11 protein-coding genes are annotated in these 11,923 nt (G+C 64.2%); 3 read left to right on the top strand and 8 right to left on the bottom strand.

Features of this window, described 5'->3' with window-relative positions; translation table 11 throughout:
• Positions 1-7: 7 nt before the first annotated feature.
• Both ATN38_RS12550 and glnA read right to left on the bottom strand, forming a co-directional pair.
• Positions 8-550, bottom strand: coding sequence for a hypothetical protein (locus tag ATN38_RS12550; protein ID WP_073512208.1), 543 nt, complete (start codon positions 548-550; stop codon positions 8-10).
• Positions 551-733: 183 nt separating this feature from the next.
• Positions 734-2,170 (bottom strand): type I glutamate--ammonia ligase, encoded by a 1,437-nt coding sequence (gene glnA / locus ATN38_RS12545; RefSeq protein ID WP_003941609.1) that lies wholly within the window; start codon positions 2,168-2,170, stop codon positions 734-736.
• Between the two features lie 213 nt (positions 2,171-2,383).
• Between glnA and ATN38_RS12540 the strand changes: the two genes are divergently transcribed.
• Positions 2,384-2,857 (top strand): hypothetical protein, encoded by a 474-nt coding sequence (locus ATN38_RS12540; RefSeq protein ID WP_064113255.1) that lies wholly within the window; start codon positions 2,384-2,386, stop codon positions 2,855-2,857.
• A gap of 73 nt (positions 2,858-2,930) precedes the next feature.
• Here the strand turns inward: ATN38_RS12540 and ATN38_RS12535 are convergent, their stop codons facing one another.
• The 5 genes from ATN38_RS12535 to sucB all read right to left on the bottom strand — a co-directional run bounded on the left by ATN38_RS12535 (position 2,931) and on the right by sucB (position 8,375).
• Positions 2,931-3,686: a DUF4191 domain-containing protein gene (locus tag ATN38_RS12535; protein ID WP_003941625.1), complete on the bottom strand. Its 756-nt coding sequence runs from the start codon at positions 3,684-3,686 to the stop codon at positions 2,931-2,933.
• Positions 3,687-3,762: 76 nt separating this feature from the next.
• Positions 3,763-4,773, bottom strand: coding sequence for a lipoyl synthase (lipA, locus tag ATN38_RS12530; protein ID WP_003941610.1), 1,011 nt, complete (start codon positions 4,771-4,773; stop codon positions 3,763-3,765).
• Between the two features lie 51 nt (positions 4,774-4,824).
• A complete protein-coding gene (gene lipB, locus ATN38_RS12525) occupies positions 4,825-5,586 on the bottom strand; it encodes a lipoyl(octanoyl) transferase LipB (protein WP_007730040.1) in 762 nt (253 codons plus the stop codon).
• 29 nt (positions 5,587-5,615) lie between these two features.
• Positions 5,616-6,503 carry a TIGR01777 family oxidoreductase gene (locus tag ATN38_RS12520; RefSeq protein WP_030537054.1) on the bottom strand — a complete coding sequence of 296 codons (888 nt, stop codon included), beginning with the start codon at positions 6,501-6,503 and terminating at the stop codon, positions 5,616-5,618.
• Positions 6,504-6,623: 120 nt separating this feature from the next.
• A complete protein-coding gene (gene sucB / locus ATN38_RS12515; RefSeq protein WP_058227023.1) occupies positions 6,624-8,375 on the bottom strand; it encodes a 2-oxoglutarate dehydrogenase, E2 component, dihydrolipoamide succinyltransferase in 1,752 nt (583 codons plus the stop codon).
• 364 nt (positions 8,376-8,739) lie between these two features.
• On the opposite strand from sucB, the gene ATN38_RS12510 reads away from it, so the two are divergent.
• Positions 8,740-9,090 carry a hypothetical protein gene (locus ATN38_RS12510; RefSeq protein ID WP_003941713.1) on the top strand — a complete coding sequence of 117 codons (351 nt, stop codon included), beginning with the start codon at positions 8,740-8,742 and terminating at the stop codon, positions 9,088-9,090.
• 55 nt (positions 9,091-9,145) lie between these two features.
• Here the strand turns inward: ATN38_RS12510 and ATN38_RS12505 are convergent, their stop codons facing one another.
• Positions 9,146-10,663 carry a leucyl aminopeptidase gene (locus ATN38_RS12505; RefSeq protein WP_218748059.1) on the bottom strand — a complete coding sequence of 506 codons (1,518 nt, stop codon included), beginning with the start codon at positions 10,661-10,663 and terminating at the stop codon, positions 9,146-9,148.
• A gap of 158 nt (positions 10,664-10,821) precedes the next feature.
• Here ATN38_RS12505 and gcvT point away from each other — a divergent pair, with 158 nt between their 5' ends.
• On the top strand, positions 10,822-11,922 hold the full coding sequence (gene gcvT, locus ATN38_RS12500) for a glycine cleavage system aminomethyltransferase GcvT (protein ID WP_019748918.1): 1,101 nt from the start codon (positions 10,822-10,824) through the stop codon (positions 11,920-11,922).
• Position 11,923 lies beyond the last annotated feature (1 nt).

Below are 11,923 nucleotides of genomic sequence, written 5' to 3'. Positions count from 1 at the left end.
TTCCCGGCTACGTGGTGGCCTGCTTTTCCTCGGGGGTGTCGTCGGTTCGGCTACGATTTCCGGTAATCCGGTCTCGGTACTGGATGAGGTGCGGGTCGCCGAGTTGTTGCGGCCAGAGTTGGATGTGGAGTCGTATCTGCGGTTGGGACTCCGGTGTCCGGTAGGCGTCCCAGTGCTCAGTCCGTCCCCGAGCTAACACTCGCACTCGGCACGGGCCTGGCCTCGGATGGGGAATTGGATTCGATACCTCGCCTGAGAATCCGTCGAAGCAGAGTGCGTCGCTCTTGATGGTGAACGAACACTCCGCGATGTCCTCCCACACTTTGAATAGCGAATCCGTGAGCGGAGGGGCTGGTGTTTCGGTGGAGGTGACTGTCACGCGTACGAGCCCGCGTCCACCGGTGTGGATGACGAGTCGGCCTGGTCCGCCGGTGACGAATTGGGGTTCGGTGGGAAACCAACCCGGCGCAAGTGGTTCGTAGTCATCCGGTGATCGCAGGACGATCGTGTTGTAGAAGGAGTCCACTTCGATTGCGAACGGATCGGGCATCTATTGCTCCTCCTGCACCCAAGTTGGCATCGGTCGAATGTATACCCGATGTAATTCCGCTCAGTTGCGGCTGGGACGTGTGTGGCAGACACATTCGATCGGACCGAAACAAGTGCACCCGCCCCACAGATGCGGGACGGGTGCACTCGGTATTCGCAGGTCTGACTTACGTCAGGATGCGGATCACACGTCGTAGTAGAGCTCGAACTCGTACGGGTGCGGACGCAGGTTGACCGGAGCGATTTCCTGCTCGCGCTTGAGCGAGATCCAGGTCTCGATCAGGTCGGTGGTGAAGACGCCACCCTCGGTCAGGTACTCGTGATCGGCCTCGAGGCGGTTGATGACCGTCTCGAGGCTGGTCGGAGCCTGCGGGATGTTGCGAGCCTCCTCCGGGGGAAGCTCGTAGAGGTCCTTGTCGACCGGAGCCATCGGCTCGATCTTGTTCTTGATGCCGTCCAGGCCGGCCATCATCTGTGCAGCGAAGTTGAGGTACGGGTTACCCGAGGAGTCGGGTGCGCGGAACTCGAGACGCTTTGCCTTCGGGTTGTTGCCCGTGATCGGGATACGGACAGCTGCCGAGCGGTTGCGCTGGCTGTACACGAGGTTGATGGGGGCTTCGTAGCCCGGCACCAGACGGTGGTACGAGTTGATCGTCGGGTTGGTGAAGGCCAACAGCGACGGAGCGTGGTGCAGGATGCCGCCGATGTAGTGGCGAGCCATGTCCGAGAGGCCCGCGTAGCCGGACTCGTCGTGGAAGAGGGGCTTGCCGTCCTTCCACAGGGACTGGTGGACGTGCATGCCCGAGCCGTTGTCACCGAAGAGCGGCTTCGGCATGAAGGTTGCGGACTTGCCGTGCTGCCAGCAGGTGTTCTTGACGATGTACTTGAACAGCTGCAGGTCGTCAGCAGCTGCGAGCAGCGTGTTGAACTTGTAGTTGATCTCCTGCTGTCCGCCGGTGCCGACCTCGTGGTGGCCGCGCTCGAGCTCGAAGCCTGCGTTGGTCAGGTTGGTGGAGATTTCGTCGCGCAGGTCCACGTAGTGGTCGTACGGAGCGACGGGGAAGTAGCCACCCTTGGCGCGAACCTTGTAACCGAGGTTGGGGGAGCCGTCGGCGTTGGTCTCTGCGCCGGTGTTCCAGGAACCGGAGATGGAATCCAATTCGTAGAAAGCGGAGTTCATGCCGGAGTCGTAGCGAACCGAGTCGAAGATGTAGAACTCGGCCTCGGCGCCGAAGAATGCGGTGTCCGCGATGCCGGTGCTGACCAAGTACTCCTCGGCCTTGCGGGCAACGTTGCGCGGGTCGCGGCTGTAGGACTCACGAGTGAACGGGTCGTGCACGAAGAAGTTGATGTTGAGGGTCTTCGCCTTGCGGAAGGGGTCGATCTGCGCCGTGGTGACGTCGGGAAGCAACATCATGTCGGACTCGTGGATCGACTGGAATCCGCGGACCGAAGATCCGTCGAATGCGAGGCCGTCCTCGAACACGTCCTGGTTGAAAGCAGACGCCGGGATCGAGAAGTGCTGCTGGACGCCGGGCAGGTCGCTGAACCGAATGTCGACGTACTCGATGTTCTCGTCCGCGATGTACTTGATGACCTCTTCGGCCGTGGTGAACGCCACGCTTGTGCTCCTTAAGTCGCTTCAGCCAAGTGATGTCGGTTGAATCCGTCGAGGCAGACGGTAGGGAGCTGGTGTTGCCCGCTCGTCAACCCTTTGTTTCGGCAGTGTTACGCGTCGCAGCATCCTGGGGATTTCCGAAGTCCATGTGACCGGCCACACAGTTAAAACCCGGCAAATCTGGACTACGGTGCTGCGACGCCTATCCTGGACAGCATGGCACGTATCACCGGAACTTGGCTCTCTGGGCCGCAAGCAGCTTTGCCGAAGAGCGCGGACGGCCGTGAGCAGTCGTACCGTGGCGAGCTCCTCGGTTTCCCTCAGGAGGGTCCGGGTTCGCTGGTCGGTTCGGGCCGTCGTATCGCGGCACTGTTGGTGGATTGGGTGATGGCTGTGGGAGTGGCCTCGCTCATCACCGGCGACTTCTTCGACGGTATGACCTCGACTGTCACGCTGATGGTGTGGTTCGCAGTCGGCGTCGTCACGGTGGCGCTGTTCAACTTCTCCCCTGGGCAGTTCGTCCTCGGACTTCAGGTTGCGCGAATCGAAGGCCCGATCCGAGTGGGCTTCGTGCGCGCGCTCGGGCGTCAGGCGCTGCTTGTGTTCGTCATTCCCGCGACCATCACCGACATCGACGGTCGCGGTATGCAGGACCGCGCGACCGGCACTTTGCTCGTGAAATCGCGCTGACACAAATCTCTCGAAGTAAAGAAAGACCCGGGTCCGTGTGGGCCCGGGTCTTTCGTTTTGCTGTGGGGGAGTGTCAGCGACGACGAATGGTCCGCTGCATTCCCTTCATCTTCGCGCCTCCGGGCATCGGTCCCTTGGGAAGCGCTGCTCCGCCGCCGCGTGCGCTGAGCGCAGCGAGGCGACCTTCGATGTTGTCCATGCGCTTGGTGTCGATGTTGCGGGGCAACTTGTTCAAGTAGCGCTGGAGCTGCGAGAGCGGAACCTGGCCCTCGTCGTTTCCGATGATGATGTCGTAGATCGGGGTGTCGCCGATGAGGCGGGCGGTCTTCTTCTTCTCCTGCGCGAGGAGGCCCTTGACGCGTTGCGGCGAACCCTCGGCGACGAGGATGACACCCGGCCGTCCGACGACGCGGTGAACGGCGTCGAGTTGGGTGGTGCCGGCGACGGCATTCGTGACGCGCCACGCGCCCTGCATGTTGTCGAGCGCCCACGCAGCGGCACCGGCCTGGCCTTCAGCCTTCTTGTACACCGATTTCTGGACGCGGCGACCGAAGATGATGAAGGCGCCGAGGAGACCGAGAACGATGCCGATCGGCAGCAGGAACCACTGAAGGCCCCAGATGAGGCCGACCAGGAAGAAGACCAGAGCCGCACCGACGAGGGTGCCGATCATCAGCGGCAGGAGGAGCTTGTCGTCCTTGCGCTGCATCTGGAATGCCTGCCAGAGCTGCGTTCTACGTTCCTTGGAAGCCTGCTTGCGGGCAGCCTTCGCTGCAGCCTTTGCCTCTTTGGTGGGTTTGCCCTTACCGGATTTGCTGCCGTTCGCCATGTACCCAGGATACGTCCATTGCTGTGCGCCTTTACTAACCGCCCGCGGTTAATAAAGGCGCACAGCAAAAAGTGGATCAGCGATTCAGGCGCGCCATGAGTGAGCTGGCTTCCTGGGAAGCGTCGCCGCCCTCGGTCAGATGACGCTGCGCCTCGGGAAGTTCGCGGCCGTGATGTGCCATGGCCTGCGCATACAGGCGGCCGGCGCGGTACGACGAGCGAACCAACGGACCGGCCATGACGCCGGCGAAGCCCATCTCTTCTGCAGCCTTCGAGTGTGCGACGAACTCCTCGGGCTTGACCCACCGCTCGACGGGGTGGTGCCGGGGCGAGGGGCGCAGATACTGGGTGATGGTGAGGATGTCGCAACCGGCGGCGTGGAGATCTGCCATCGCCTCGGTGACCTCTTCAGGGGTTTCGCCCATGCCGAGGATCAGGTTGGACTTGGTGACCAGTCCGTAGTCGCGTGCTGCGGTGATGACGTCGAGGCTGCGCTGGTACCGGAACGCCGGACGGATCCGCTTGAAGATGCGGGGGACGGTCTCGAGGTTGTGTGCGAGTACCTCGGGGCGTGAGGCGAAGACCTCGTCGAGCAGTTCGGGCTTGCCGTTGAAGTCCGGAACCAGGTTCTCGACGCCGGTGCCCGGGTTGAGTTCGTGGATCTTGCGGACGGTCTCGGCGTAGAGCCAGGCGCCGCCGTCGGGGAGGTCGTCGCGGGCGACGCCGGTGATCGTGGAGTACCGAAGGCCCATGGCCTGAACGCTTTCCGCGACGCGACGGGGCTCGTCGCGGTCGAGGGCTTCGGGCTTGCCGGTGTCGATCTGGCAGAAGTCGCAGCGGCGTGTGCACTGCTCACCGCCGATCAGGAACGTGGCTTCGCGGTCTTCCCAGCACTCGTAGATGTTGGGGCAGCCCGCTTCCTCGCAGACGGTGTGCAAACCTTCACGCTTGACCAGGCCCTTGAGCTCCGTGTACTCGGGGCCCATCTTTGCTCGGGTCTTGATCCAGTTGGGTTTGCGTTCGATGGGCGTCTCCGCGTTTCGGATCTCGAGACGGAGCAGCTTACGTCCTTCTGGGGCGATAGTCACGACAGTGATCCTACGCCCGGTGATTACTGCAACGGGGTTCGGGCGAGCCCGTCAGCTGTACTGAACGGTAGTAAAAGTCGGAGTAGGCGAGGCGCTTTCGAAGGTGACGCGCTCGACGTTCCGTTCGGTGACGGGCATGGTTCCGTCGAGAGCAGCGATCACTGCCTCGGTCACAGCGGGAGTGACTTCGTCCACGGTGACGTCGCGACCGAGTTCCTGCGACAGTGTCGTGACCCCGGCGTCACGGATGCCGCAGGGAATGATGTTGTCGAATCCGGTCAGGACCGAATTGCAGTTCAGGGAGAAGCCGTGCAGTGCCACGCCCCGTTGGACGCGCACGCCGATGGCAGAAACCTTGCGCTCGGGCTTCCATTGCCCGTTTGCGAGTTCGGCGGGCAGCCAGACGCCGGAGCGGCCGTCGATGCGCCCGCAGTTCAGGCCGAGGTCCGTGCACACCGTGATCAGTGCTTCCTCGATGCGTCGGACATACCGCACCACGTCGATGGGCTCGGCCAGTTTCACGATCGGATATCCCACCAGCTGGCCGGGGCCGTGCCAGGTGATCTTCCCGCCGCGGTCGACGTCGATGACAGGCGTGCCGTCGACGGGACGATCTTCGGGTTCCGTGCGTCGTCCTGCCGTGTACACCGGCGGGTGTTCGAGGAGCAGTAGCGTGTCCGGTCCGATGTCGTCCGCCCGCGCAGCCGCGAGCTCACGCTGGCGGTCCCACGCGGCGTTGTAGTCGATCGAACCGAGTTGCTCGACGGCGATCGGCAGTTTCGAGAACCGGGCGGAAACGGCAGCGCTGCTCATGGACGTAGAGATTACGCCCGACTTCGGAATCAACCGAGTGCGGCCGCCAGCGCTTCGCCGATCGTGTTGTGGCGGAAAGAGAATCCCGCCCTTTCCAAAGCTGCGGGAATGGCGCGTTGGCCACCGAGGATGCCGCTCTTGGCGAATTCTCCGATCAACGCTTCGAGTGCGAACCCGGGAACGATCCAGGGAGCCGGTCGGTGGACCGCACGGGACATGGCGTCATTGAACTGGGCATTGGTGACAGGGGCCGGACCGGTCAGGTTGACGGGACCGGAGAGTTCGGAATTCGTGAGCGCGAATTTGATCGCGTCGCACTCGTCCTCGAGTGAGATCCACGGAAAGTACTGGCGACCGTTGCCCAGTCGCCCGCCGAGGCCGAACGAATAAAGGCGCCGAAGCCGACCGAGCATGCCCCCATGAGGTGAAATCACGACGCCGGACCGCAGATTGACGACGCGGGCACCCGCCGCACGCGCCGGTTCGGTGGCAAGTTCCCAATCGCGACACGTCGTGGCGAGAAAGTCTGTGCCTGCCGGCGAATCCTCGTCGACGATCTTGTCGCCGGTGTCGCCGTAATAGCCGACGGCGCTCGCGTTGGCGAGGACGGGAACCTTCTGGCTCGCGACCGCTTCGGCCAAGACGTCGGTCGCGACGATGCGGCTGTCACGGATCGCTTGCTTGTAGGAACCCGACCACCGTTTGTCGCCGATGCCGACGCCGCAGAGGTTCACGACGGCGTCGGCGCCCTGCAGGACGGAGAGGTCCAGACGGTCGTGGTCCGGGTCCCAACGCGATTCGTCGGGGCCGGCGGTCGAGCGTCGCACCAGACGCACCACGTCGTGGTTGTCGGAGCGCAACGATGACACCAAGGCCGTTCCGATCAAACCGGACGAGCCGGCGATGACTACTCGCATTCGGAAAGCCTCCTTCGATTCAGCGTGCTTCGATATCCGAACGTATATCTCCGACCGTACTGAAAAAGCCGGGGCGCCACCTCCTGATGGAGATGACGCCCCGGCCGGCCGAGCAGTTGCTTACAGGCCCAGATCAGCTTCGAACGAGGCTTCTTCCAACCGCTGCTTCACGGTGGTGAGGAATCGGCCGGCGTCGGCGCCGTCGACCAGACGGTGATCGTAGGTCAGCGGCAAGTAGATCATCGAGCGAACGCCGATGGACTCGTTGCCGTTCTCGTCGGTGACCACCATCGGGCGCTTGACGATCGCGCCGGTTCCGAGCATGGCCGCCTGCGGCGGTACCAGGATGGGGGTGTCGAACAGCGCGCCCTGGCTGCCGATGTTGGTGATGGTGAAGGTGCCACCCGAGAGCTCGTCCGGCTTCAGGCCACCCGAGCGTGCACGCTTGGCGATGTCGGCGATGGCGCGGGCCAAGCCGGCCAGGCCGAGATCGCCGGCGTTGTGGATGACGGGGGAGAGCAAGCCCTGATCGGTGTCCACTGCGATGCCGAGGTGCTCAGCGTCGTAGTAGGTGATCTGCTTGGCAGCCTCGTCGTAGCTGGCGTTGATGTTCGGGTGCGACTTCAGCGCCTCGACGACTGCCTTGGCGAAGAACGGAAGGAACGTCAGGTTGACGCCTTCGCGCTCGATGAAGCCGGCCTTGGCACGGGCCCGCAGGGCGACGATCTTGGTGACGTCCACCTCGAAGGTCTGCGTGAGCTGAGCGGTGTTCTGCAGCGACTCGCGCGTCTTGGTGGCCGTGATCTGCCGAATACGGTTGGCCTTCTGCGTGGTTCCACGCAGGTGTGCCAGTTCGGGTCGGACGCCTGCGGCTGCGGTGGCGGCCGGTGCGGCCGCGGGTGCTGCAGCAGCAGGAGCTGCGGCGGCGGGAGCCTTCTTGGCCTCCGCAGCGGCGAGCACATCCTGCTTGCGGATGCGGCCGCCGACGCCGGTGCCGGTGACGGTCGCGAGGTCGACGCCGTTGTCCGTTGCGAGCTTGCGCACGAGCGGGGTGACGTACGGGCTGCTGTCGCCGGAAGCTGCGGGTGCGGCCGCCGGTGCGGGAGCCGCAGCAGGCTTCGGAGCGGGTGCGGCCGGTGCGGCAGCAGGCTTGGGTGCCTCGGCCTTGGGTGCCTCAGCCTTCGGTGCTTCAGCCTTGGGGGCAGGGGGTGCGGCCGGTGCTGCGGGAGCGGCCTTGGGTGCCGGAGCCGCGGCGGGTGCGCCGGATCCGACGACGGCCAGCTGGCCACCGATCTCGACGGTGTCGTCTTCCTGCGCATTGATCTCGAGCAGGATTCCGGCGACGGGGGACGGGATCTCTGTGTCGACCTTGTCGGTCGAGACTTCGAGCAGCGCCTCGTCGACGGCAACCTCGTCGCCGACAGCCTTGAGCCAACGGGTGACGGTGCCTTCGGTGACGGACTCGCCGAGGGCGGGCATCGTCACGGCGGTACCTTCAGCGGAACCGCTCGAAGCGGCGGGTGCCTCGGCAGCGGGAGCTTCTTCAGCGGGAGCTTCGGCAGCCGGCGCTTCCTCGGCGGGAGCTTCCTCGGCGGCGGGGGCGGGTGCCTCTGCCGCGGGTGCTGCGGCTTCGCCGGCTTCACCGATCTGGGCGAGCTCGCCACCGATTTCCACGGTGTCGTCTTCCTGCGCGACGATCTTGGTCAGGACGCCGGCGACGGGAGACGGAATCTCGGTGTCGACCTTGTCCGTGGAGACTTCGAGCAAGGGTTCGTCGACTTCGACCGTGTCTCCTTCCTGCTTGAGCCACCGTGTGACAGTTCCCTCGGTGACGCTCTCACCTAGGGCTGGCATCTGGACGGAGAAGGCCATGTCTTTTGACTCCTCGACAGTTGTGTTCGGGTTGTTGAATTTTGTCGACTTGTGGTCGTAATGCATTGTGCTCGAGTGGCGCGCGACGTGCGGCTACTTGTAGCTATTTTGCCGATGTCGACGCGCGGGCGCGGCGTCACCGTCGTTCATCTTTCCATTGATACGCCGGGCGTGTCCGATGAGGGGGATGCCGTCCGTTTCGGGTGTGTCGGCTACTGGCGAGTAGGTATGCGTCGGGGGTCCGGCTGTAACGTCGTAAGCGGACCAAACGGTATGTCGTGCGCAGGCACAACGGACATCGCCTGGCAAACTTGACATATCGCCGGGGTGCATCCGCGGCGTCGGTACCGAGGAGGGTACGACCGTGGGACTGTTCGATCGTTTCAAGCGTCCGCCAAGTGCGGCTCAGGCCGCAGCGCAAAGTGATGCGGATCATCTGGCGAATTGGGCGCACTCGCACGAAGGCGTCGAGGCCTATGTGGAACCGCAGACGACGGTGACCGAGGTGACCGTCGTCCTGGTTGCGAAGGACGGGGAGTGGACTCGTCGTCGTGTCGGCGGCGAACGTGGTGCCCGCAAATTGGGACAGGACTTGAAGATCCCGGTCTACGACGTCCGCAAGACGGGATATCCGCAGCGTATGCGCGATCACGACGAACGTAAGCGAATCGAACGCAAGCGGGCCCGAGAGCAGGAATTGCGCGACGGCGCCTGAACTGCTGTGCGCCTTTATTAACCGCGGGGGGTTAATAAAGGCGCACAGCAAGGGGTCAGCCGTTTACCGCGATGTCCTCCAGGACCGAGATCATCGTGCGAACGGGAACGCCGGTACCGCCCTTGCCGGTGTAACCCCACGGCCCTGAGGTGTTGTAGGCCGGCCCCGCGACGTCGATGTGCGCCCACTGGACACCCTCGGGAACGAATTCCTTGAGGTAGTGAGCTGCGACCAGCATGCCGCCCCAGCGGTGTGGGGTGACATTGGCCATGTCGGCGACCTTGGAGTCGAGATCTCCGCGCAATTCCTCCGGCAGCGGCATGGCCCAGCCGTTCTCGCCGACGCTCTGCGAGATGGAGGCGACGCGGTCACGGAACTCGTCGGTGCCCATGACTCCGGGGGTGCGGTTGCCGAGCGCGACCATCTGCGCACCGGTCAGGGTGGCGGTGTCGATCATGTAGTCGGGATTGTCCTCACCCGCGCGAACCATCGCGTCGGCAAGAATCAAACGGCCCTCGGCGTCGGTGTTGACGACCTCGATGGTGATTCCGCCGTACTGGGTCAGCACGTCGCCGGGACGCTGGGCGGTCGCGGACGGCATGTTCTCGGCCATCGGTACGTATGCGACGACGTTGACGGGCAGGCCGAGCTTGGCGGCAAGCACGACGGTGGAGATGACGGCTGCGGCGCCGCCCATGTCCGAGGTCATGTTCTCCATACCGGCGGCGGGCTTGATGGAGATTCCGCCGGTGTCGAAGGTGATGCCCTTGCCCACCAGTGCGACCTTGCGGGCACCACGCTTCTTCGACGCGTATTCGAGGCGGACGAGACGCGGCTGGCGTGACGAGCCCTTGCCGACGCCGATGATTCCGCCGTAGCCACCCTTCTCGAGTGCCTTCTCGTCGAGAACCTGGACGGTGAGCCCGGCCTCGACGCCCAGTGCCTTCGCGCGCGCGGCGAACTCGGCGGGGTAGAGGTGGCTCGGGGGAGTGTTGACGAACTCGCGTGCGGTGGCGACGGCCTCGGCGATGGCAGCCGACCGTGCCAGCGTCGCTTTGGTCTCCTTCGTGCGCGGCGACGGCACCAGAAGTTCGACGCGGGCCAGTGGCTGCGAATCGGGACCGGGAGCCGTCATGGACGACTTGAATTCGGTGAAGCTGTACGCGCCCAACGCAAATCCCTCGGCGGCTGCACCGAGGTCGAGGATCGAGAGCGTGGTTGCGACGGTATCGATGCCGGACAACGAGCGAGCTGCGGCGCCGGCGGACTTACGGATCTGCTCGCTGCCGAGCTTGTCGGCAGAGCCGAGTCCGACGGCGAGAACGCTGGTGACCGACAGTTGGCTCGGTGCCGGGACACGAGTGAGCTGCTCGGGCTTGCCGGTGGCGCCGACGGCGATGAGGCTGTCGAGGATCTCGGCGAGTACGTCTTCGGCGACGATGCCTTCGCTGAGTGCGATTTCGGGGCCGTCCGGACCCGACGTCAGACCGACGACCAGTATCTCTGCGCGCTTGGCGACTGTGCCGGCGAGAACGAGGTCGGGTCCCAACGATCGGGCTGTGCGAGTGCTCAAGGTGTCTCCTGTGAGGTGAGTGTGCGATGCGTCCGGTTCTGGCGGATGCCTGAGTCGATGTTAGGCCCTTTGCAGTTTGCGGACGGGCGATCGTCACGGCCGGGTGAGCTCTCGCTGCGGACATGTTTCGATCGGCGAAGTCCGATAGGTTGTGGGCCATGACCGACGAACAACTGTTGCAGGGCCCGATCCACCCCGTCCACGTCGAACTCGGCGCGACGTTCGCGCCGTTCGGGGGGTGGCAGATGCCGGTTTCGTACGCCGGCGTCGTGGCCGAACACACCTCTGTGCGTGAGAATGTCGGACTCTTCGACGTCAGTCACCTCGGCAAGGCCGTCGTGCGTGGCGCGGGCGCCGCGGAATTCGTGAACTCCGCACTGACCAACGACCTGAACAAGATCGGGCCGGGTAAGGCTCAGTACACGTTGTGCTGCAACGAGTCCGGTGGTGTCATCGACGACCTCATTGCGTACTACGTCAGCGACGACGAGATCTTCCTCGTCCCGAACGCAGCCAATACCGCGGACGTCGTTGCGGCTCTGGTCGCTGTGGCACCGGACGGAATCACCGTCGAGGATCAGCATCGTGCCTACGGTGTGCTGGCTGTGCAGGGTCCGAAATCGGTGGCGGTTCTGACCGCTCTGGGACTTCCCACCGAGATCGAGTACATGGCGTACGAAGATGCGGAATGGAACGGCGTGCCTGTTCGTGTGTGCCGCAGCGGTTACACCGGTGAGGTCGGCTACGAACTCCTGCCGCGGTGGGAGGACAGCGAGCCGTTGTTCCGCGCGCTTCTCGAGGCAGTGCGCGCCGAGGGTGGGCAGGCCGCCGGACTCGGCGCCCGTGACACTCTTCGTACCGAGATGGGGTATCCGCTGCACGGGCATGAGCTTTCGCTCGAGATTTCTCCGCTCGAAGCGCGCTGCGGATGGGCGATCGGTTGGAAGAAGCCGACATTCTGGGGCAAAGAGACCTTGACCGACGAGAAGGCTGCCGGCCCGGCTCGCAAACTCTGGGGGATCAAGGCTCTCGATCGCGGCGTGCTTCGTGCCGGCCTCGGTGTTCTGCGTGACGGCGAGGCAATCGGCGAGACCACCTCGGGGACGTTTTCGCCCTCGCTCAAAGTGGGAATTGCGTTGGCGCTCCTCGATTCCGGTGCCAATGTCTCGGCCGGCGACGAGATCGAAGTCGACGTCCGTGGTCGTGCTCTTCGGTGCGTCGTGGTGTCTCCTCCGTTCGTGGAGACCAACACCAAGTAGA

It is taken from the genome of Rhodococcus sp. FH8, assembly GCF_019266085.1.
GTDB lineage: Bacteria > Actinomycetota > Actinomycetes > Mycobacteriales > Mycobacteriaceae > Rhodococcus_F > Rhodococcus_F qingshengii.
Note: the sequence above shows the minus strand (reverse complement) of the source record. Positions and strands in the feature narration are given on the sequence as shown.

Bases quoted from the DNA above. Each gene is read 5' to 3' on its own strand.
- ATN38_RS12540 (WP_064113255.1), top strand. From the start codon at position 2,384: ATGGCACGTATCACCGGAACTTGGCTCTCTGGGCCGCAAGCAGCTTTG.
- ATN38_RS12550 (WP_073512208.1), bottom strand. From the start codon at position 550: ATGCCCGATCCGTTCGCAATCGAAGTGGACTCCTTCTACAACACGATC.
- ATN38_RS12520 (WP_030537054.1), bottom strand. From the start codon at position 6,503: ATGCGAGTAGTCATCGCCGGCTCGTCCGGTTTGATCGGAACGGCCTTG.
- gcvT (WP_019748918.1), top strand. From the start codon at position 10,822: ATGACCGACGAACAACTGTTGCAGGGCCCGATCCACCCCGTCCACGTC.
- sucB (WP_058227023.1), bottom strand. From the start codon at position 8,375: ATGGCCTTCTCCGTCCAGATGCCAGCCCTAGGTGAGAGCGTCACCGAG.
- lipB (WP_007730040.1), bottom strand. From the start codon at position 5,586: ATGAGCAGCGCTGCCGTTTCCGCCCGGTTCTCGAAACTGCCGATCGCC.
- ATN38_RS12535 (WP_003941625.1), bottom strand. From the start codon at position 3,686: ATGGCGAACGGCAGCAAATCCGGTAAGGGCAAACCCACCAAAGAGGCA.